Annotated in this window: 18 protein-coding genes and 1 riboswitch; of the genes, 9 read left to right on the forward strand and 9 right to left on the reverse strand. The window is 61.8% G+C overall.

Features of this window, described 5'->3' with window-relative positions; translation table 11 throughout:
* The first annotated feature begins 66 nt into the window (after positions 1 to 66).
* Positions 67 to 1,119 carry a LacI family DNA-binding transcriptional regulator gene (locus tag D9R08_RS09455; protein WP_158598965.1) on the forward strand — a complete coding sequence of 351 codons (1,053 nt, stop codon included), beginning with the start codon at positions 67 to 69 and terminating at the stop codon, positions 1,117 to 1,119.
* Here the strand turns inward: D9R08_RS09455 and xylA are convergent.
* Positions 1,103 to 2,404, reverse strand: a complete 1,302-nt coding sequence (gene xylA / locus D9R08_RS09460) for a xylose isomerase (RefSeq protein ID WP_121897808.1) — start codon at positions 2,402 to 2,404, stop codon at positions 1,103 to 1,105. The genes D9R08_RS09455 and xylA overlap by 17 nt on opposite strands.
* Positions 2,401 to 3,840, reverse strand: a complete 1,440-nt coding sequence (gene xylB / locus D9R08_RS09465) for a xylulokinase (protein WP_121897809.1) — start codon at positions 3,838 to 3,840, stop codon at positions 2,401 to 2,403. The genes xylA and xylB overlap by 4 nt, the downstream gene beginning before the upstream one ends.
* 133 nt (positions 3,841 to 3,973) lie before the next feature.
* Between xylB and D9R08_RS09470 the strand changes: the two genes are divergently transcribed.
* From D9R08_RS09470 to tenA, 7 genes are all read left to right on the forward strand, one after another.
* A complete protein-coding gene (locus D9R08_RS09470) occupies positions 3,974 to 6,004 on the forward strand; it encodes a glycoside hydrolase family 31 protein (protein WP_121897810.1) in 2,031 nt (676 codons plus the stop codon).
* 261 nt (positions 6,005 to 6,265) lie between these two features.
* Positions 6,266 to 6,481: a helix-turn-helix domain-containing protein gene (locus tag D9R08_RS09475; protein WP_121897991.1), complete on the forward strand. Its 216-nt coding sequence runs from the start codon at positions 6,266 to 6,268 to the stop codon at positions 6,479 to 6,481.
* Positions 6,478 to 9,276 carry a cation-transporting P-type ATPase gene (locus D9R08_RS09480; RefSeq protein ID WP_121897811.1) on the forward strand — a complete coding sequence of 933 codons (2,799 nt, stop codon included), beginning with the start codon at positions 6,478 to 6,480 and terminating at the stop codon, positions 9,274 to 9,276. The genes D9R08_RS09475 and D9R08_RS09480 overlap by 4 nt, the downstream gene beginning before the upstream one ends.
* A gap of 238 nt (positions 9,277 to 9,514) precedes the next feature.
* Positions 9,515 to 9,611: riboswitch (TPP riboswitch) on the forward strand.
* Between the two features lie 52 nt (positions 9,612 to 9,663).
* The gene (gene thiM, locus D9R08_RS09485; protein ID WP_233557392.1) at positions 9,664 to 10,458 is read left to right on the forward strand and encodes a hydroxyethylthiazole kinase; all 795 of its coding nucleotides are present in this window, start codon (positions 9,664 to 9,666) and stop codon (positions 10,456 to 10,458) included.
* Entirely contained in the window at positions 10,455 to 11,090 is a 636-nt protein-coding gene (thiE, locus tag D9R08_RS09490; protein ID WP_121897812.1) for a thiamine phosphate synthase, read from the forward strand. Before thiM ends, thiE begins: the two co-directional genes overlap by 4 nt.
* Positions 11,087 to 11,914 carry a bifunctional hydroxymethylpyrimidine kinase/phosphomethylpyrimidine kinase gene (gene thiD, locus D9R08_RS09495; protein ID WP_121897813.1) on the forward strand — a complete coding sequence of 276 codons (828 nt, stop codon included), beginning with the start codon at positions 11,087 to 11,089 and terminating at the stop codon, positions 11,912 to 11,914. The genes thiE and thiD overlap by 4 nt, the downstream gene beginning before the upstream one ends.
* Positions 11,911 to 12,582: a thiaminase II gene (gene tenA, locus D9R08_RS09500; protein ID WP_121897814.1), complete on the forward strand. Its 672-nt coding sequence runs from the start codon at positions 11,911 to 11,913 to the stop codon at positions 12,580 to 12,582. The genes thiD and tenA overlap by 4 nt, the downstream gene beginning before the upstream one ends.
* A gap of 51 nt (positions 12,583 to 12,633) precedes the next feature.
* Here tenA and D9R08_RS09505 read toward each other — a convergent pair whose 3' ends face one another.
* From D9R08_RS09505 to D9R08_RS09515, 3 genes are all read right to left on the reverse strand, one after another.
* Complete coding sequence (locus D9R08_RS09505; protein WP_147450649.1) at positions 12,634 to 12,972, reverse strand: helix-turn-helix domain-containing protein; 339 nt, start codon at positions 12,970 to 12,972, stop codon at positions 12,634 to 12,636.
* Positions 12,973 to 13,078: 106 nt separating this feature from the next.
* The gene (locus tag D9R08_RS09510) at positions 13,079 to 14,383 is read right to left on the reverse strand and encodes an HlyD family type I secretion periplasmic adaptor subunit (protein ID WP_121897816.1); all 1,305 of its coding nucleotides are present in this window, start codon (positions 14,381 to 14,383) and stop codon (positions 13,079 to 13,081) included.
* Positions 14,380 to 16,050 carry a type I secretion system permease/ATPase gene (locus tag D9R08_RS09515; RefSeq protein WP_233557409.1) on the reverse strand — a complete coding sequence of 557 codons (1,671 nt, stop codon included), beginning with the start codon at positions 16,048 to 16,050 and terminating at the stop codon, positions 14,380 to 14,382. The genes D9R08_RS09510 and D9R08_RS09515 overlap by 4 nt, the downstream gene beginning before the upstream one ends.
* 136 nt (positions 16,051 to 16,186) lie before the next feature.
* Here D9R08_RS09515 and D9R08_RS09520 point away from each other — a divergent pair, with 136 nt between their 5' ends.
* On the forward strand, positions 16,187 to 16,837 hold the full coding sequence (locus D9R08_RS09520) for a class I SAM-dependent methyltransferase (protein WP_121897817.1): 651 nt from the start codon (positions 16,187 to 16,189) through the stop codon (positions 16,835 to 16,837).
* Positions 16,838 to 16,895: 58 nt separating this feature from the next.
* Here D9R08_RS09520 and D9R08_RS09525 read toward each other — a convergent pair whose 3' ends face one another.
* The 4 genes from D9R08_RS09525 to D9R08_RS09540 all read right to left on the reverse strand — a co-directional run bounded on the left by D9R08_RS09525 (position 16,896) and on the right by D9R08_RS09540 (position 21,709).
* A complete protein-coding gene (locus tag D9R08_RS09525) occupies positions 16,896 to 17,510 on the reverse strand; it encodes a class I SAM-dependent methyltransferase (RefSeq protein WP_121897818.1) in 615 nt (204 codons plus the stop codon).
* 83 nt (positions 17,511 to 17,593) lie between these two features.
* On the reverse strand, positions 17,594 to 17,899 hold the full coding sequence (locus tag D9R08_RS18900) for a hypothetical protein (RefSeq protein WP_147450650.1): 306 nt from the start codon (positions 17,897 to 17,899) through the stop codon (positions 17,594 to 17,596).
* 712 nt (positions 17,900 to 18,611) lie between these two features.
* Positions 18,612 to 20,681, reverse strand: a complete 2,070-nt coding sequence (locus D9R08_RS09535) for a glycosyltransferase (RefSeq protein WP_121897820.1) — start codon at positions 20,679 to 20,681, stop codon at positions 18,612 to 18,614.
* A complete protein-coding gene (locus D9R08_RS09540; RefSeq protein ID WP_233557395.1) occupies positions 20,678 to 21,709 on the reverse strand; it encodes a glycosyltransferase family protein in 1,032 nt (343 codons plus the stop codon). The genes D9R08_RS09535 and D9R08_RS09540 overlap by 4 nt, the downstream gene beginning before the upstream one ends.
* Positions 21,710 to 21,792: the final 83 nt, after the last annotated feature.

Genomic DNA, 21,792 nt, shown 5'->3' on the forward strand with positions numbered 1-21,792 from the left:
GGATTTTGTTCCCTCGCCAGCGCGATCTGCATAATGTACACAAGTTCGGAGCGCCAAGGAGGACCTATGCAGAAACGGGTGGGCCTGAAAACGCTGGCATTGAAACTGGGTATGGATGTCTCCACCGTCTCGCGCGCGCTGCGCGACGACCCGCGGGTGAAGGAGGCAACACGCCGCGCGGTCCGCGAACTGGCGGATGAGCTGGATTATCGCCCGAACGCCGCTGCGCGTGCTTTACGCATGGGCAAATCCGGGCGGGTGGCCGTGCTGTTGTCGCCCCCGCAGCAGCGCTTCGCCAGCCCGATTTTCCTGGAGCTTCTATCGACGCTGGATCAGCATCTGCGCGATGCCGGTCTGAGTCTGGCGGTTTTCGCCGCCCGCGAGCGGGCGGAGGAGGTCGATATCGTTCGCCAGATCGTGGACGAGCGGCTGGCCGACGCCATCATTCTGGGCCGGACCCGTAAGAAAGACCCGCGTGTGGCGCTGCTGCTGGAATCGGGCATGCCGTTCGTGACCTTCGGCCAGACTGACTGGCAGGAGCGTCATCCAATGGTCGAGATCGACTATGCCGAGGCTGGGCGGCTCGCGATCCGGGCGCTGCACGCCTCCGCCAGCGGCCCGATCGACGTTCTGGCGGCACCCGAGGGTCTGAACTTCGCCGACAACTATGTCGCCGGCGCATGTGCCGAAGCGGCCCGTCTCGGCCTGCCGGAGCCCACGCTGCACCGTATCGAGATGACGGAACAGGCCGGAGAGGATGTTGCCCGGAAGATCCTCGCCCCCCACCCGCAGCAGCCCGCCTTCGCCTGCATTCAGGATTCGCTGTCATTCGGCGTCTACCGGGTTGCCGCCGCCGCCGGGCTGATCGTGGGCCGTGACCTGACGGTTTTCGGCGGACAGAACTTCCCCGGCTCGGAACATACCGCGCCGCCGCTTTCCACGTTTTCAACCGAAGACAGCCATGTCGCCGAGTTGCTGAGCAAGGTGATGCTGCGCCGTCTTGCAGTCGACGGCACGCCCGTGGACGGAACCTTCGAGCATCACGAGATCGCGCCGAAGCTGCTGCTGCGCCAGTCCCACCGGCTGATCGAACGGGCGCCGCTCACACGAACCGGTTGACCAGATTTTCCAGCCGCTCCTGACCGCCGGATACCGGTTCGGGGTTGATCTCCTCGGCGATGACGCGTTCGGCAATCGTGTCGAGATCGCTGCGCAGCATGGAGTGCGCCGCGGGCGTCTCCCAGCCGGCATAGCGTGCCGCACGCGCCGCCTCCAGCCCACCATCCTCCAGGATCGCCGCCGCCGCTTTCAGGCCCCGCGCGCAGATATCCATCGCCCCTGCATGGGCCAGGATCAGATCCGCCGGGTCGAGCGACTGGCGCCGCAGCTTGGCATCGAAATTCGTGCCCCCCGTCGTGAACCCGCCTGCCCTGAGGATCTCGTAATAGGCCAGCGCAACCTCGGGCACTGCGTTCGGAAACTGGTCCGTGTCCCAGCCGGACTGATAATCGTTCCGGTTCATGTCGATCGAGCCGAGGATGCCGAGCGATGCCGCCAGCGCCAGTTCATGCTCGAAACTGTGACCGGCAAGAATGGCATGGCCCTGCTCGATATTCACCCGCACCTCGCCCTCGAGTCCAAAATCCTTCAGGAAGCCGTAAACCGTCGCCACGTCGTAATCATACTGATGCTTGGTGGGCTCCTGCGGCTTCGGCTCGATCAGGATGGTCCCGGCGAAGCCGATCTTGTGCTTGTAGTCCACCGCCATCTGAAGAAACCGCCCGGCCTGCTCCCGCTCGCGGCGCAGATTGGTGTTGAGCAATGTCTCATAGCCCTCGCGTCCGCCCCAGAGGACATAGTTCTCGCCGCCAAGCTGATGCGTGGCATCCATGCAGATCTTCACCGTGGCCGCCGCGAAGGCGAAGACATTCGGGTCGGGATTGGTGGCCGCACCGGCCATGTAGCGGCGGTGGGAAAACAGATTGGCCGTGCCCCAGAGCAGCTGCAGGCCCGTCTCTTCCATCCGGGCCTGAAGATAATCTGTCATCTCGCGCAATCGCGCGGTGTTCTGGGCGAAGCTGTCGCCTTCGGGTCGGATATCGGCATCGTGGAAGCAGAAAAACGGCGCGCCCAGCTTCTGAAACATCTCGAACGCCACATCAGCCTTGAGACGGGCATGTTCCATCGTGTCCCCGAACCAAGGCCGCTGGAACGTCTGCCCGCCGAACGGGTCGCTGCCGGGCCATGCGAAATTGTGCCAGTAGCAGATCGCGAAGCGCAGATGGTCCTCCATCCGTTTGCCCAGGATCCGCGCATCCGGGTCGTAGTGACGAAAGGCAAACTCGCTCTCGGTCTCGACACCCTCGAAGCGCAGCGTCGGAATCCCGTGGAAAAAATCGGTCATGTCACTCCCTGAATTGCTGTTCGCGCCTTGCGGTACCGGGCATGCCCGGCCCTGAAGGCGTCCGTGAAAGAGGCCTCGGGCGCGATGATGCGGGCGGTCGCGGGCGGCTCCGCGATCTCCGCGCCGACGTCTTCGGCGGCCATCAGACCCAGAAGCGCCGCGCCATAAGCCGCGCCGAACTCCCCCGCGACGGGCAATGTCACCGGGCAGTCCAACGCCGTGGCGATAGCTGCCAGCCAATAGTCCGACCGCGCCCCGCCGCCGGTGGCAATCAGCCCGTCGATCCGGGTGCCCGTGGCCGCCAGCGCGTCCCGGCAATCGCAGAAAGCAAAGGTGACGCCTTCCATCACGGCGCGCGCCGCCGCGGCCCGGTCGGTCGCGTGGGCAAGACCCAGAAAGGCACCACGGATCGCGGCATCGTTGAGCGGTGTGCGCTCCCCCCCGAGATAGGGCAGAAAAAGCGTCTCCCCAGGCGCGCGCAGCGGGCCGAGAGAGGTGGCCAGCCGGGCCGCATCCTCCCCCACCAGCCCGGCATACCAGTTCAGCGCATCGGTAGCCGAGAGGATCACCCCCATCTGGTGCCACATATCGGGCAGCGCGTGGCAGAAGGTGTGAACCGCCGTCTCAGGCGCGGGCGCGTAGGCGTCATTGGCCGCGAACAGGACACCGGAGGTGCCGAGGCTGACAAAGGCCTGCCCGGCCCGCACCACGCCCATCCCCACGCCCGTCGCCGCATTGTCGCCGCCGCCGCCCGCGACGGGGATATCTGCGGGCATGCCGAGCCTCCCGGCAAGCGCCGGGCGCAGGTGCCCGGACACATCCGAGCCCTCGACAAGGCGCGGCAGTTGCCCGGCCGACAATCCGGTCGCCGCCAACAGGCTCTCGTCCCAGAGCCTGCGGCCTGTATCGAGCCAGCTTGTACCCGCCGCGTCGGACATTTCCGCTACATGCTCGCCCGTCAACCAGAGCCTGAGGTAGTCCTTTGGCAACAGGATCTTGGCGACGGAGGCGAAGACACGGGGCTCCGCATGCGCGACCCATCGCAGTTTGGGGGCGGTGAAGCCGGGAAACACGATGTTGCCGGTAACCGCGCGAAACTGCGGATCGGCATCCATCTCTGCAGCCTCCCCATGGGCGCGCGTGTCGTTCCACAAGATGCAGGGCCGCAGCACCGCATCGGCGGCATCCAGCAACACCGCACCATGCATCTGCCCCGACAGGCCAATGCCGCGCAGGGCGGACAGGTCCCGCTCCGCCGCCAGTGCCGTCAGCACCGTTTCCGCCGCGCGGATCCACGCCGCCGGATCCTGTTCGGACCAGCCCGGATGCGGCCGGGACACCGAAAGGGGGGCTGTCGCCTCGGCCAATAGGCGCCGCTCCCCATCGATCAGCACCGCTTTCAGACCGGTCGTGCCAAGATCGAGTCCCAGATACATGTCGCCCTGCCTTTCGCGTCTCGTCCGCGCATCCTGCAATCGGGCGTGGGACCGGTCAATACAAACGTTTGTAATTCATCGCCGCTATGTCTAGCCTCCTCCCTGAGGCATCCTGCACAAAACGAGGTCCGGAATGCAAAAGGTCTTCAGCCGGGATGGCGACCGCATCGTGGCGCGCCATAATGGGGAAACGCTCTGGCTCGACCCGATCGGCCCGAATGGCATGCGTCTGCGGGCAACGAAAAACGCCCGGATCGACACCGGGCGTCCGGGCGCGCTGCTGGAGGCGTTGCCGGCCCATGACGCGGCGATCGACCTCACCGACGAGGCCGCGATCCTGACGAACGGGCGTCTGCGCGCCGAATTGCACCTCGTGCCGCGGGGGATGGGCCCCGCTGTTGAACTGCGCGTGAGCGATCTGGTCAGCGGCGCGCTTCTGCTGGAAGAGGAGATGCCCCATATCCTCTGGCCCGGCACACGCCACTACGCCGCCGAGGCCGGCGATCTCTGGGCCATCGAGACCCGGTTCGCCGCGCAGGACGGGGAACGGTTTCACGGCCTTGGCCAGCATCAGCACGGGCGCTTCGATCTCAAGGGCTGCGTTCTGGACCTGATGCAGAAGAACACCGAGATCACCATCCCCTTCCTGATGTCGTCGCGCGGCTATGGCCTCTTGTGGAACGCCCCCGGTGTCGGGCGGGTGGAGCTTGCCGAAAATCGCACGAAATGGGTGATGGAGGCGACGAAACAGCTTGATTACATCGTGATCGCGGGCGCCGGACCCGCCGATCTCCTGACCGAATACACCGGATTGACGGGGCGGCCGCCCGAGTTGCCGGACTGGGCGCTTGGGTTCTGGCAATGCAAGCTGCGCTATGAAACCCAGGACGAGGTGCTGCGCGTGGCGCGCGGCTACAAGGCCCGCGGTCTGCCGCTTGACTGCATCGTCATCGACTTTTTTCACTGGACCAAGATGGGCGAATGGACGTTCCGCAGCGACGAATTTCCCGACCCCGCCGCCATGGTGGCCGAGTTGCGGGACATGGGCGTGGCGCCCATGGTTTCGGTCTGGCCGACGGTGAACGCCAATGCCCACACCTATGGGACATTCATGCAAAACGGCTGGCTGGTGGACAGTCGCCGCGGCGCGATGGACGGATCGATCTTCTACGATCGGGAGCCCGACGGGATGAATCCGCTGCGGTTCTACGATGCGACAAACCCGGAGGCGCGCGCCTTTCACTGGCAACATGTGCGGGAGGGGTACGCGCGGCACGGCATTCATGCGTTCTGGCTCGATGCGAATGAGCCCGAGATGTATCCGATGCATCCCGACAATCTGCGCTTTCATCTGGGGGACGGGCGTGATGTGGCCAATATCTATCCGTTCCTGCATCAGCAGGGATATGCCGAGGCCTTCGCCGCCGATGGCCTGACTGACGGGCTCATGTTGTCGCGCTCCGCATGGGCCGGGTCGCAGCGGTTTCCGCTGGTGGTATGGTCCGGTGACGTCAGATCGAGCTTTGCCGATCTGGCACGGCAACTGACCGCCGGGCTGAACATGGCGTTTTCGGGGATCAGCTGGTGGACCACGGATATCGGTGGCTTCAAGGGCGGCGATATCGGCGATGCCGGGTTTCGCGAATTGCTGATCCGCTGGTTTCAGTGGGGAGCTTTCTGCCCGGTCTTCCGGTTGCACGGTTTCCGGCAGGATGCGGCGCGTGACCCGCGGTTCGGGCATGAATTCAGCTTTGGCGGGGCCGATAACGAGATCTGGAGCTTCGGCGCGGAGGTGGAGAGCATCCTGACCCGCTATCTGCATCTGCGCGCCGGGCTCAAACCCTATCTTCGAAACCAGATGGCCGTCGCGGCAGACCGGGGAATACCACCGATGCGGCCCCTCTTGGTGGATTTCCCCGCGGATCCCGTCGCCGCAGCGATTGCCGATAGCTATATGCTTGGTCCCGACCTTCTGGTGGCGCCAGTTCTTACCGCCGGGGCTGAGACCCGCCAGGTCTATCTGCCGGACGGAACCGACTGGGTCTGCATGTGGACCGGCACCCGGCACGCCGGTGGCCAGCGGATCGAGGCCCCCTGCCCACTTGAGCGGATCCCCGTCTACCGACCCACGGGGGCCGAGATGGCGGGGTTCGGGACCTCCTGACCGGAGGGCGCCAGAACCGAGCTGCGGCCGGACAGCACCCGGATCGCTCTCCCGTGGCCTCCGCCTTCCCGGTGGGCGCATCAGGCCAGCAACGCCCGGCAAGCATAGCAGGTGTTCGACCAGGAAACAGGCAGCGCCGGGCAGTTCTTGTGCTTTCAGGGCGGTTGACAGCATTTGAACAGGATTGAGATGCGTTGAGACTTATCAACAGCCGGTCGCGACATATATTGCACTGCAGCGTCGATGTTTCAGGAGCAGATCATGTTGAGCAAACCGTTCATGACCACGCAGGAGATCGCGAAGCTTCTGAAAGTCCGGGAGCAGACGGTGCGAAGCTGGATTCACCTGCGGGATCTGCGTGCCGTGAAGCTTGGCCGGGAATTCCGTGTCGCCGTGAAAGACCTTGAGGCGTTCGTGAACGCGCATGCAACGCGCCCGCCGAGCTGGACCGACGGCACCGGGCCCCGGATGTCATGACGGAGCATCCCGCGCGTATCGCCGCCGACGCCTCCCCGGTCGAAAGCCACCCCGCCCCCGCGCCTACGGCCTGGCACAGCAGACCGGTCGAAAGGGTGCAGGGCGAGATGAAAACCGGGTCTGCGGGCCTGTCCGTGGCGGAGGCTGCGGACAGGCTGGAGAGCCACGGCCCCAACAGACTGCCCGAGTCCGCACAGGCCGGCCCAATTGCGCGGTTTTTGCGTCAGTTCCGTAACCTGCTGATCTATGTCCTGCTTGCCGCGGCGGCAGTGACGGCGGCGCTTGGCCACCTTGTCGATACCGGCGTCATCCTGGCCGTGGTTCTGGTCAACGCAGTGATCGGCTATGTGCAGGAAGGCCGGGCCGAGCGGGCGCTGTCGGCGATCCGCGACATGCTCGCACCCGAGGCCCGGGCGCTGCGGGGCGGCCGCAGGGTTTCGGTTCCGGCGGAACAGCTCGTACCGGGCGATATGGTGCTGCTGGAACCGGGCGACAGGGTGCCGGCCGATCTGAGAATCACCGCCGCCTACGGGCTGCGGATACAGGAAGCGGTGCTGACCGGCGAATCCGTCGCGGTGGAAAAGGCGCCCGACCCCGTCGCCGAGGATGCGACGCTTGGCGATCGGCGGTCGATGGCCTTCAGCGGGGCGCTGGTCGCCGCGGGCGGCGGCCGGGGCATCGTCGTCGCGACCGGCGCGGAAACCGAGATCGGGCGGATCAGCGGTCTGCTCGAAACAGTCGAAACCACATCCACCCCGCTTCTGAGGCAGATGGAGGGGTTCGCGCGCACCGTCACCTTCGCAATCCTCGTCGTGGCCGCGCTGATCCTCGTCTTCGGGTATTTCGTGAGCGGGATGAGCTTCAGCGACATCTTCATGGCGGTGGTGGGCCTGTCGGTCGCGGCGATCCCCGAAGGGCTGCCCGCGATCCTGACGGTGACACTGGCCATCGGGGTGCAGGGCATGGCCGAGCGCCGCGCCATCGTCCGCCGCCTGCCCGCCATCGAGGCTTTGGGTTCGGTCTCGGTCATCTGCTCGGACAAGACCGGCACCTTGACCAAGAACGAGATGACCGTCGCCTCGGTGGTCACGGCGCGGCGGATGTATCAGGTCACCGGCGCGGGCTATGCGCCTCATGGCGGGATCACCTTCGAGGGGCGCGATGTGGATGTCTCCGCCCATCCGCTTCTGTCCGATCTGGCCCGGGGCGCGATCCTGTGCAATGACGCCGAAGTCAGCGAAAGCGACGGGATCTGGTCGGCCAATGGCGACCCGATGGAGGGCGCGCTCGTCACCTTCGGGTGGAAGGCCGGGCAGGATCCGGATGCGCTCCGCCAGTCGAACCCGCAAACCGATGCGATCCCCTTCGACGCACGCCATCGCTTCATGGCATCCCTGCATCACGACCACGAGGGCGGCGCCGCGATCCACGTCAAGGGCGCACCGGAACGCATCATCGCCATGTGCGCCACCCAGCATGGCGAAGAGGATGGCGGCCAGCCGCTCGATGCGGCCTATTGGCATGCCCGCGCGCATGAGATCGCAGCAGAGGGGCAGCGGGTTCTGGCCATCGCCACCCAATCCGCCAACCCCGAAAAGCAGACGCTGAGCTTCGACGATGTAGATGGCGACCTGACGCTTCTGGGGCTCGTCGGGCTGATCGACCCGCCGCGAGACGAAGCGGTGGCCGCGGTCGCCGAATGCCGTGCCGCCGGTATTCGTGTGAAAATGATCACCGGCGATCATGCCGGTACCGCGCTTGCCATCGCCCGCAGGCTGGGACTTGAAAACAGCGACGAGGTCCTGACCGGCGGCGAGATCGACGGGCTGGATACCGACGCTCTGCGCACCGCCGCCGAACGCGTCGATGTCTTCGCGCGGACCAGCCCCGAGCACAAGTTGCGGCTGGTCGAGGCGCTTCAGGCGGGCGGCGCCGCGGTTGCGATGACGGGCGATGGCGTGAACGACGCACCCGCGCTGAAGCGGGCGGATATCGGTGTGGCCATGGGACGGACCGGAACCGAAGCCGCAAAGGAAGCGGCCGAGATCGTGCTGGCCGACGACAATTTCGCCACCATCGCGGCGGCCGTGCGCGCGGGGCGCACCGTCTACGACAACCTGAAGAAGGCCATCGTCTTCCTGCTGCCGGTCAACGGCGGCGAGGCGCTGGCCCTGATCCTTGCGCTGCTGCTTGGGCTGACGCTGCCGATCACGCCGGTCCAGATCCTCTGGGTCAATATGGTCAGCTCCGTGGTTCTTGCCATGGCGCTGGCCTTCGAGGGGGCGGAGCCAGACATCATGCGCCGCCCGCCGCGCCCCGCAGACGAGCCGATCCTGTCGCGCTTCGTGCTCTGGCGGGTCGGCTTCGTGTCGCTTCTGTTCTGCGCCGGCATCTTCGGCATGTTCACCCTCGCCCAGTCGCGCGGCGCAACCCTTGAAGAAGCTCGCACGATCGCCGTCAACACGCTGGTGGTGATGGAGATCTTCTATCTGTTCTCGGTGCGGTTCCTGAACACCACATCCCTGTCGATCCGGGCGATCCTGGGCACGCGCCCCGTTCTGATCGCGATCGTGGCGGTGACGGCGCTGCAATTCGCCTTCACCTATGCGCCCTTCATGGAGGCGTTTTTCGACACCCGCCCGCTGAGCCTCAGCCAGGGGCTCATGGTCGTTGCGGTTGGCCCGGTTCTCCTTCTGGTGCTGGAAATCGAGAAGCGCGCCCTGAAGGCATGGCGGGCGAGACAGCGCCCTCCGGCACCGGGCGCGCGGGCGTCATCCCCACCTCGGCGGACATGAAGAACGCCGCATCTGAGCCGCCTGCCCCACGGAGCCGGAGCGCGGAAATCTGGCAGGGGATCTGACCCCGTGATCACGGTAGGTATTGGCGGATTTGCCGCCCTTGCCCGTGGCCGCCGGCATGCAGGATCTCGGCCTCGCCCCCCCGCAATTTCAGCCCTACCCGAATGCGACAATAGGATCCCCCTGCCCCGCCGCAACACCGGATGACAAACACTGCAGGCCGTGTATGGTGGGCCACGAGACACAGGGGCGTCTGCCGTTTGGCGGGCTGAGAAGAACCCTTTGAACCTGAACCAGATCATGCTGGCGGAGGGAGTGGCTCGGCGCTTCAACGGGCTCATTTCCCGCTTCGAGTCGCCTGGCCTCCGCCCAAAGGAGGCCATAGTGACCACATCTCCCGCAGACGCTTTCGCCGCGACACGTGCGGCCACGCCACTCGTCCACTGCATCACAAATTACGTGGCGATGAATGTCGCCGCCAACACGCTGCTTGCGGCGGGCGCGTCGCCGGCGATGCTGCATGCGGCCGAGGAAGCCGGCGAGTTCGCGGCGATGGCAGATGCGCTCACGATCAATATCGGAACGCTCTCGCCGTCATGGGTGGAGGGCATGGTCGCCGCGATCGACGGGGCGCAGAGGGCAGGACGCCCCTGGGTTCTCGACCCCGTGGCGCTTCAGGCCAGCGCGTACCGGCGGGACGCGGCCATGCGGTTGATGGATCTTTCGCCGACGATCCTGCGCGGCAACGCCTCGGAGATCCTTGCAGTAGCGGGCGACAGCGGCGCCGGGCGCGGCGCCGACACGACCGACAGCGTGGCCGCCGCGGAAAGCGGTGCCCGGAGGCTTGCGGTCGAACGCCACTGCGTGGTCGCGGTGACCGGTGCCGTGGACTTCGTAACCGATGGCTCCCGCGCCGTGAGGATCACCGGCGGATCGACATTGATGCCGCGGGTGACCGCACTTGGCTGTGCCCTGAGCTGTCTCGTCGGGGCCTTCGCCGCCGCCGTGCCCGACCCGTTCGATGCGACCGTTGGCGCCCTGGCCAGTTTTGCCACCGCGGGAGAGATCGCCGCAGAAAAGGCCGAAGGGCCGGGATCCTTCGGCTGGCGGTTTCTTGATGCGCTGGCAGCGCTGGACGCGGCGGCCTTCCACGGGCGCACCCGGGTGACGCCCGCATGACCCGGTTCGACCTGTCGCTCTATCTCGTGCTGGACCCGACGCTTTGCGGCCCGCGCGGGATGGTGGAAACGGCGCAAGCCGCCGTCGCCGGCGGTGCAACGATGGTTCAGTTGCGCCACAAGACGGCATCGACGGCGGAGCGCACCGCCCTTGGCCGGGCCCTGAAGTCCGCGCTTGCGGGCACCGGCGCGGCGCTGATCGTCAATGACGATATCGAGGCCGCGCGCGCCTGCGATGCGGACGGGCTCCATGTGGGGCAGGACGACATGCCGGTGGCCGACGCCCGCGCCCGGATCGGCCCCGACCTGATCCTGGGCCTGTCGGTCGAAACCGTCGACGCCGCCCGCGCCGCCGACCCCGCCCTTGTGACCTATGTGGGCGCGGGGCCCGTCTTCGCCACCGCAACCAAGCCGGATCACAAGCCGCCCATCGGCTTCGACGGCCTGGCACGGCTGGTTGCCGCCGCACCGGTTCCGACCGTCGCCATCGGCGGTCTGAACGGCCGGCACGCCGCCGGTATCACCGCCGCGGGTGCCGCAGGAATGGCGGTCGTATCCGCCATCTGCGGCACCCGCGATCCGGGAAAAGCGGCGCATTCCATCGCATTGGCACTCAAGGAGGCCCATCAATGATCCCCAATGTCCTGACCATCGCCGGCACGGATCCGAGCGGCGGCGCCGGTATTCAGGCCGATCTCAAGACCTTCTCGGCGCTCGGCGCCTATGGCATGTCGGTGGTGACAGCACTGGTCGCGCAGAACACGCAGGGCGTGGCGCGCATTCTGCATCTGCCACCCGATTTCGTTGCGGCGCAGATCGACACGCTCTTTGCCGATGTGCGGGTCGATGCGGTGAAGATCGGCATGATCGACACCGCCGAGGTTGCCACCGTCGTGGCCGAAAGGCTCCTTCATCACAATGCGGATGTGGTCATTCTCGATCCGGTGATGGTCGCCAAGAGCGGCGACCGGCTGCTTGCCGCAGAGGCAATCGACGTGCTGCGCACCGTGCTTCTGCCGCTGGCGACCCTGATTACCCCGAACCTGCCGGAGGCAGGTGTCCTGCTCGACTGCGCGCCGCCCGACAGTCCCGATGCGATGGAGGACGCGGCGCGCGCGCTTTACGAGCTGGGCCCGCGCGGCGTGTTGCTCAAGGGCGGCCATCTGACAGGCGGAACCAGCCCGGACATCCTGTTCGACGGCGACAGCCTGACAAGCCTTCCGGCCATGCGGATCCGGACCCGCAACAGCCACGGCACCGGCTGCACGCTCTCGGCGGCAATCGCGGCGCTCAGGCCACAGCGGTCATCGATGGCCGAGGCGGTCGCCGATGCCAAGAGCTATCTGACCCGTGCCCTGCAGGAGAGCGACGCGCTCGATGTCGGGCAAGGGCATGGGCCGGTCCACCACTTTCACGCGCTCTGGGCGCCCGCAAAAACCAAGGAGATCTCAGCATGACAACATTCAGCGACCGGGCGCGGCAGGACACGACGGCGCTTCGCGACCGCATCCTGGAGTTGCCGTTCAACCGCGAGCTGGCCGCCGGGCGCCTGTCCCGTCAACGGTTCCAGTTCTACATGATCCAGGATGCGCTCTATCTGGAACAATACTCCCGCGCGCTGGCCATCGCCTCGGCCAAGGCCCCCGACACCCGCGCGATGGAGCAATTCGCGCGCTCCGCCCAAGGGGCGCTGATCGTTGAAAGAGCGCTCCACGAAGGCTTTTTCGAAAAATTCGGCATTGCCCCGGTCGAAGCCGCACAATTCGCACCTTCGCCAACCTGTTACGGATACACGAATTTCCTTCTGACCGTGGCCCATCAGGCCAGCTACGAGGAACTCGTGGCCGCGGTTCTGCCCTGCTTCTGGATCTATTGGGACGTAGGCAATCATATCGCCGCCGACACTGTGCCCGACAACCCCTATCGGGCCTGGATCGACACCTATAGCGATCCGTCCTTCGGCCAGTCCGTCAATGCCGTGATCGCCATCGCCAACGAGGCTGCGGAACGGTCAACCGAAGCCCGCCGTGTCGCCATGCTGAACGCCTTCAAACGCTCGGCGCAATATGAATGGATGTTCTGGGACAGCGCCTATCGCGAGGAGAAATGGCCGGTGTCTGCCTGACCCGGCGCCCGGTGGGGATGCCGTCGACAATACGCCGCCACGTCTTTCGCATCAGAATGGGATCCGGCCTGCGGTCGGTTCATCCCGCGGGTGCGGGGAACAGACTGGCTGGAACTCACTGATCCCAAAGAGTATTCGCGATGTCAAAGAACGCACCGGCCGATTGCCCCGTTTTTCCACATCGCAAAGGGTCAGTTCAAAGGGTCTTTTGGGGAGGAGCGGCACCGGTTCGAGCGCTGCCATCTGAAGGGAAACGGCAGGCTGGCCGATACCCGTCAGCGCCGCCGCACGCGGAAAGCTCAACTCGTCGGCAACGTTCAGAAGATGCGAAGAGGGCGCAGGTTCATCACAGATCCATGCCATAGCGCGCAACAGCACTATAACCCCCATGCCAAATGCTCTTTCCAGATGGGTGGCGGTGCTGGCAGACCAATTCGAACCAATCTCCGTTGGGAAAGTCAAACCGTCCGGTTTTCGACGCCCGATGCCACGAGGATCATTCTTCCCTGAAGGCGCGCTGGAAATACACGGTCAGCGGATGCGTGAGGTAGGACAAGGGCGCGCGGTCTTCGGTCTTGAGGAAGGTCTCGACCGGCATTCCCGGCAAAAGCGCGAGGTCGGGCGTCGCGGCGATGGTGTCCTCGTCAGGCACGATGATTGCCTGGTAGTAGGTGACGCCGCGCGCTTCGTCCGTCTCTGCGTCGGCCGAAACACGCAGCACCGTGCCGGGGACCTCCGGCGTGGTCCTGCGGTTGAAGGTCGTGAACATCAACGCCACGTCCTGCCCCGGATAGACCTGGTCGATGTCGATCGGATCGATCCGCGCGGCTACCTGCAGCGGCTGGTCGCCGGGCACGATGTACATCATCGGCTGGGCCGCCTGCACCACGGACTGCTCCGCGAAGACGCTGGAGGCGAAGACAACGCCGGGGACAGGCGCGCGCACATCGAGCCGCGCGATGCGCTCGCGGAGGCTGATGCGCCGTTCCTGCAACTCGATCCGGCTGAAGCCGAGGTCGCGGAGCCGGGTGATCGCCTCTTCGCGGCGCTGGTCCGCGAGGCGGAGGCTTTCGATGACCAGCCCCGAAATCCGCGTCTCGGCCTCGGCCACTAGCGCGGTGAGGTTGCCGATCTCGCCCTGAAGCCGCGCCTCCTCGCGCAAAAGTTCGGACAGGCGCGGGCCCTGAACCAGTCCGCGCTCGAAGAGCGACTGGACATCAACGACCTCGCCGGAGATCAGCTCGAGCTGCCGGCGGAGCGCCGCGATCTGCGCCTCCATCCCCTCTATCTGGCGTTCGATCTGGCTTTGTTGTTCCGCCAGTTGCCGCTGTTCCTGCGCAAGCGAGGCCCGGCGCGCTTCGAACAGCCTCCGCTGGCCGTCGATCAGTTCGACGATCGTCGCCTCGTCGACGATTTCGAACTCGGGCGCTTCACCGAAGTCCAGCGCTTCCGCCCCGTCGCGTTCCGCCGAAAGGCGGGCGTTGCGCGCGAAAATCTCAGCCAGCTGGCTCTCCACGATGGCCAGTTCGGAGCGCAGGAACGTCCCGTCGAGGCGGACGAGCACGTCGCCGGCCGCGACCCGGTCGCCGTCCCGCGCAAGGATCTCGCCCACGACGCCGCCGTCGGGGTGCTGGATGACCTGCCGCTCGCTCTGGACCTCGACGACACCGGGCGCCACAATCGCGCCCGCGATCTGGGTGCCGACGCTCCAGGCGCCGAGGCCGCTCAGCATCAGGAAGATGGCCGCGAATCCGACAAATAGCGGGAAGCGCGCGCTCCAGTGACGGGTGGATCCGCTCATTGTTGACCTTCCTTGATGACGCGCTGAACCTCACCGGCATTCTTCATGAGCTTCTTTATGATCTCATCGCGGGGACCGAAGGCGGCGACCGATCCGCCGTCGAGCACCAGCAGGTTGTCGCAGGTCGATATGGCCGTAGGCCTGTGCGTCATGATCAGGACCGCCCGTCCCTCGGCCTTCATCGCGGTGACAGCGGCGTTGAGCGCCTCCGAGCCTTCGGCGTCGAGCGCGGAGTTCGGCTCGTCCAGCACGAGGATGACGGGATCGTCGTAGAGCGCCCTTGCGAGCGCGAGGCGCTGTTTCTGCCCGCCCGAAAGCGATATGGCAGCGCCGTTCACCTGCGTGTCGTAGCCATCGGGCAGGGAGAGGACGATGTCGTGCACGCCCGCCTTCTTGGCGGCCTCGACGACCTTCATGTCATCCGGTGCCGTTGCCATGCGGGCGATGTTCTCGGCCACGGTGCCGTCGAAGAACTGCACGTCCTGCGGAAGGTAGCCGACATATTGACCGAGACGGTCGGCCCCGTATTGTTCGAGCTTCGCGCCGCCCAGTCTCACCTCGCCGGCCGAAGGCGCGATGAGGCCGGTGATGATCCGCGCGAGCGTCGTCTTGCCCGACCCGCTCCGGCCGATGATGCCGATGGCCTGGCCGGGTTTCACGTCGAAGCTGACCTGCGACAAGACAGGCTTCGCGCCGGGTTTCAGCACCATTGTCACCGAGCGCACGTCGAGATGGGCCTCGGGCGCGGGAAGAACGGTGTCTGGTTCGCGCACGCCTTCCTGCGTGAGAAGCGACTTCAGCCCCTTCCAGCTGCCGCGCGCCCGTTGCACCACACCCCATTGCGAGACGCCCGTCTCGACCGGCGCCAGCGCGCGGCCCAGCAGGATGCTCGCCGCGATCATGGCGCCTGCCGTCATCTCCCCCCGCAGCACGAACCACGCACCGACCGCGAGCATCGCCGACTGCAGGAACAGCCTGAAGGCCCGCGTGAAGGCCGTGAAGGACCCGGTCCAGTCATTGGCCCGCATCGACAGGTCGACCGCCTCGTCCTGCATGCGGATCCAGCGTTCCATCATCGCTCCGCGCATGCCCTGCGCGACGACGTATTCGCCCGAAAGCTCTGCCTGCCGGGCGAAACGGCCCGCGATCTGCGACTGTTCGGCGGCCTTTCCCGTCTTCCGCCAGGTCAGCAGCTGGTTGAGGATGGCGGTGCAGATCAGGATACCGCCGCCCGCCACAGCGAGCCAGCCGAGCATCGGGTGGAAGATGAAGATCGCGGCAAGGAACAGCGGCGTCCAGGGCGCATCGAAAAGCGCCAGGATGACCGGTGATGCGAACAGGCTGCGCACCGCGTCGATGTCCTGCAGCGAGCCATGCGAAAACGGCTGACGCCGCGCCGCGCGGTCGATCACGGCGCGGAAGGTCGGCGCATTCAGCGCGTCCTGAAGCCGCGCGCCGACGCGTGATATGACGCGTCCACGGGCGTATTCGATCAGCCAGTAGAAGAAATACAGCGCCCCCACGAGAGCGAAAAGCGCGACCAGCGTCTCCTCGGACCGCGAGGCGAGAACCCGGTCGTAGATCTGCAGCATGAAGAGCGGGCCGGTCAGCATCAGCAGATTGGTGAAGACCGAGAAAAAAAGAGTGTTCAGGAGCAGAACCCGCACTCGAGCCTTCAGCTTCGGCGTGATTTCCGTACTTTGCAATGGAGCCTCCAGACCAAAAAAATATCTACACTACAAAACGCGACACGCTTGGGGTACTCTGCACGAAATAAGTTCAAACACGAGCACGTGAGGCACCATGTCGCAAGAAAAAAAGGAGTTTGACCAGTCTGGTTATTGGATCGACAGACATCGCCAATACATTGGTGATCCAAGATCAATCGGGAACATGGGAAAGACCAGAGCGGAAAACGAGCAAGGCGACATCATCGTGCAGTCACTATGCCAGAGGATTGCTCAACACTATTCGAAAAATCTTTCAAGTGTTTTGGATCTTGGATGTGGATACGGCCGCATTGCCGGAAGTTTTATCGACCAAAGTATGAAGTATACAGGTCTAGACGTGTCCGTTCACGCACTTCAGCAAGCCAAACGGAAACACCCGAAGGGACGGTTTATTCAGAAAGATCTAAATGAGTGGAACCCGACCGGTACCTTTAACCTCGTCTGTGCACTTTATATACTTGTGCACTTCGTCGACGACAGTCTTTGGAAAGCGTTCTTTGGGAAGGCCGCCAAAAGTGTGATACAAGGCGGATATCTGATTATTGCGGATGAATTTCCGGCGCAAAGGCGCTCGTCAAAGCACTATGTCGCCAGGCCTTTCCAAGAATATCTCGGGATAATGGAAAAAGAAGGACTCGAACTCGACACTAGCGCCTGGGACGACGTGTTTGGCGACGACCAACCCGGATCCGCGAAGGCCTTTAAATTCTTGAAGAAGACCTGACAGCATTCCGATACCGCAAGTTACAGTTACGCAATGGGAACCAATTTTTTTTGCAGCACTAGTTTTCTGAAATCGGCTTTATACAAAATGAAAAATGAGCACTAGGGTCCAACGTAAGATACTCAAACTCCCAACTATCCTCCAAACAAAACTGCATCACGGATTCTACGACGCCGTACGGAATTGCTGATACAACATTTCCGGTGCAAAAATCATGACCAGCGATTCTTCCATCTGAGACAAGGCAAGATGCGCAAAGCCTTAGCTCTTCAATTGTTGTTTGATAAGAGTGGTTAGTATCTATGTATGCCCAATCTATTGAATTCGGCGCAAATTTCTTCAATACTTCAGTCGAAAGTCCTTGGCGGACCTCAACAATGGACCGTTCTATCTGGGACGCGAACTTGTTTTGAATGGCAGATAGCCCATCACTGTACCTATCTGATGCCCACGCATCGACGAGAAACAATTTCTTTGGAGCGCAACGTTCAAGAATTTCCTGAGAATAATCGCCGAACGCCACACCGATCTCGGCGACGGTTGCTGCCTTTGGCATAGCATCCAATAGGTGATATCGGTCGGGGAGAAGCCGGCAATTTCTCGTGTGAACGGAATGCAAGTGAATGCGCGGCATCGCATTTTTGATTGCTCTGCGTTCATCAGCAGTTTTCAATTCAAAGACCTTCTAGCGAAGTCAGAACTCACAAACTAAGTCACGACGTATTTCATTGGACAAAGCCAATGCATCACGCCTTATCAGTACGAATCCTGGAGAGCCTGCACCAGTTCAACTGACGGCGCATCGAAATTCGCGCCCAATGCACCAAGGAAGTCTCCCTCAATACTTTCCAAGAACGTTCTCAATTCAACCGCCAAAGGATCGGCTCCCTCCAGCAATGCCGGGTTCCGCTCTATGTAACGCATTAAAGCTTCCCAATCTTCGGCCAACACGAAGCGTTCAAGTTCTAAAAGGTTTGTAAGAGTGTATGCGGCCTGCGCAGACGGAGTTCCCGCAACGAGAAGAAGCGCCGTCAATGCAGCGAGAAGTCGTTGATTTGCCATACTTGTACCCTGTTACTAACCTTCGCCTACAGTAGTACATCATCTCTGCTAGATAACGTCAACCGAGACGATGAACCCAGCCCATCAATTGGGAAGATCTATCGTAGCGATAGCCTCCCCCCTAACGATGCGAGGAACACAGGTTACACTCTGGGATCATTTGTGCATCAATGGAAGATGTCTGGATGTTTCTACAAGATCTCTCGCTGAGATATTTCCACCGCGACAACCCTGCTCAAACGTCAATTCTTGCTTTGTCTGCGAGTTCAGACGAGTGTCCTGACGTCTGAAACGTCGATAACGAACGAGATGTTCCAAAACGCGCACAGTTCCGCTTCGAAATCTTTTGACGCCAATTGAGCTGGCGTGTGGATCTTCTCAACGCGAAACCCATACTGTTCGAAACCACTCCACGGCACGTACGAAAAAATTACGGGCACCACGCCTCGCTCAATTGCCACAGCCCCAAGTTGCAAAGCAACGTCCGCCACATTGAAATCGCCATCGAGTACACGGACACCAATATGGGTCGACGCAGGTGCATCAGTGTTCCAAAATTTCCCGGAAATTGCTCTGCCGCTCTCGGGAAACTCCCTTTCCCACAATGCGAGGTCACGACCACACTGATTCGGTGGAGACAACTTGAGTAGGAAATCGATATCCTTACAGCGTCTTGACGTAATACGTGATATAACGCGAAGCCATTCGGACCTCATTGATGAACCACCTCTCCAACGATTCTCGCAGCCGCGGTTTGACCAAGCTGAGGTAGTTGAAGCTCATGGAGTCGCGCCGAAATTCGATCAACCTCACCGCTTTCCAGAAATCGAGAAACGTGTCTCAACAGCGACCATATATCTTCCGCGCTCGTTGCCGCTCCAATTTCCCGCTCCACAGCAGACCGCGCGCGCCGCTCCTGGTCATCCATAAAGGGAGCCATCTGAGGCACAAAAATTGCAGGTATCTGATTGTAAATCACTTCATGAAACGAATTGTAGCCAGCTGCGGAGATCACAAAATCTGCCGCTTTGCAAAAGTGCAAGGCGTGCAAAGTCCGCACCGGGATACTATTTCTCCAGCCATGAAGGCTGGGCGACAAAGTTGCGTGTGGCCATACTACCACGAGGTTCAGGACATCATCCCGTCTTTCGAATGTTTGGCAAATGGCTTGTAGTTGAGCCGATCGGTCGGCTGCGACACCGCCGCCTAGCATTGTGACAACCAAACGAGAAAACTCTATCTCCAACTCTTCCGACAGAGCCTTTCGCAGTTCCTCACGCGCTTTGGAGTTCATCGAAACTGTCTGCACGATTGGACCAACGGGGTGAAGTGGTCCTGTTTGAAAGTCGATTTCGTTGAGCTCATCGAATGCCTCGGTTGGCACGATAATCCGCGAAAAAACCTTGCGCCTTTCGAGCGCCGTTGCGTTCGATTGCCCCACTTGCCATAGGCCACGTCGGATCCAAACCGACCTTAATTCGTTTTCTAAGGTTGCGCGAACGATAGAGTCGAAAACGTAAACACCATCAAAAACCAGCACATCGCCACGATGAGTATGGTTAACAAGCCGTCGAAAATTCACCAGGTCATTTGCAAAAGAGTCTGCGTGTGCGTCACTTTTTTGGACGAGTGGTAACGTGTCGAAGCCCTTATTTTGGAGCATAGGAACGCAACTGGGAAACGCAGCAAACGCAACCTCATTCGAGGATGATAGCTCTCCAGCAACCAAGGCGCTACGTTGCGCGTGCCCAAGCCCCACTCCATTTGTCGGCATGAAAAGCACGCGGCGTTTCGTTGGACTCTTCTTTGTTTTATTGGTTGGTCGCCCGATGTCGAGCGCATCTTCGAGCTTCTTGATCGAATTGGACGCGAGCCAGTCGTTCTCCCGAATCTTTTTTGAAATTAGGTTCATCTGACTGTCGACAACCTTATTCAAATAAGGAAGCAGAGCCCGGAATTCAGCAGGAACTCGAATCGCAGGAGCTCCAGCAGTAGTGATCTGGCCTGACTCCGTGCCATCCAAGATCACGCCGCCCCTACCGACAAGGTTCACTAAGAAAACTGCCATCCTATCACCAGGCACACTTTTCCCGAAAAAACTTGCCATGCAACACATGTTCGTAAGCGCCTCTGGCGTAACTTCCGAGTAGGAGTAAGCTTCGATCTCGGAGTACCGCAGCAATCTAAGTCGTTCCTTGGCCTTTCCGGAAGTTACAACCGCAAATGGCTGACGTGATGCCGTAGCCGTGAGAAACAGGCTTTCCATGGCAGAGTCTTCATCAAAAAAACCTTCCTCCAAGAAGCACAAATGCTTTTGCTCTGAAACAGGGGGAGCAAGATTGAAAGTATCCGGAACCGCAGCGGGCACAGTTCCCGACTGATTTATTGCGTTCGGGAAAAGATCTTTCAGATCAATGACGTTCGGTTCATAGCCCGACGCGTAGGCGATCTTCGACTTGGCGGATATTCTTTCCTGGGTCGAGGGGAAACGCCCAATAGCTACAATTTCGCCGGATGCGTCGAGTTTAACGTCTCTCAGGCGAGTCTGCGTAGCACCATCAGTGTTCTCTGCGCCCAAGACGATGACTCTGTCAAACTTGGTATCCCGACAGTCTCGGACGAACGCGAGCGCCTCATACTTTTGATTTCTGGTCATTTGATCAGGCAAATCCGCTTCGTCGATGAGAACTTCATATCCGTGGGAAGCCAATTGTCGCGCAAACAGGACACGGGCATCCAATGTTGCCTCGGCTTTTCCGGCACACTCGATTTTCATTTTCATGGCTTTTTCGCACCTTGTAGCGTACTGGAAAACAAGTCGATGAAGCGTCGGCTCGAAAAGTTGGCGAGAACACCTTGGGCGCGTTTTACCTGTTTGACGTACTTTTCCGGGTTATTAATCATCTCGAAGATGAGTTGATCCACCTGTTTTGGGCTTGCCGTGAGAACAGCTCCTGGGAAGGAAGACCCTGTTGCACGGTCACATATCACAACCTTGCCAGCCGCGATGGCCTCGGCAATGACCCTGCCAAAACTTTCACGCCACGTGGGTGCCGTAAAATACACCATGAAATCGATCATTCCAAAGAATTGCTCGGGAGCGATCTCAGCAAATTTCAACAGGGTCCAATGGGGTCGCCGGATGCCATGATATATGAGCGTGTCGGCTCCGAGGATCACATTTTTTTCCGCTACCTCTGAAAAGCAAAGGTCGAGGTCTTCCGTTTTTGGAAACTTCTCGAATCCGGGTCGCGACAACCTGCCTCTGCGATCTGCCGGTTTCCGAGTCGGAGCTTTCAGATCAAAATCGCAGATATTGAACCAGTTTTCATCGAGAACGTCCCAATGTCTAAAGAGGCGATCGTTGGCCAACCATTCTTCGACAATCTTGCGGTTATGTTCCGATACCGGCGCAATGGACTTCCTCAAAGCGACTGATGCCTGATCTATTCGACCCAAGCATCCCAAGACGTCAAAAGCTTCGTGCCCCCCCGGGCGCAGGAAATTTTCATGGGCAACAACAACGAGATGGCGCGCGATGATCCTTGTGTCGAGCGAAGCATTGAACTTCAAGAAAGAAGGATTGTGCAGTACAACGAGGTCTGCCGACACGCTCAAAGGATCCCAATCCATGGGAAGCTCCAGAGCGTGGCAGGCGTCTGCGACCGCCCGGGCCACACCACGACCCTTGAACATGCGAGATTCGATCGCACAAATCTGAGGTCGCACTTGGGTAGATATGGCATGCAGCTCCCTGGCGACCGCGGATGATGTTCCACCAGGAAACCGGGGATCAATAACCAGTGCCACGCTTCCAGATGCGTTCAAATTGTCCCCCGAACGTATCTACTCTTTCTCATCGGACCTTGAGTCACACGCGTAACAAACCACGT

The organism is Rhodophyticola porphyridii, from assembly GCF_003688285.1.
Lineage (GTDB): Bacteria > Pseudomonadota > Alphaproteobacteria > Rhodobacterales > Rhodobacteraceae > Rhodophyticola > Rhodophyticola porphyridii.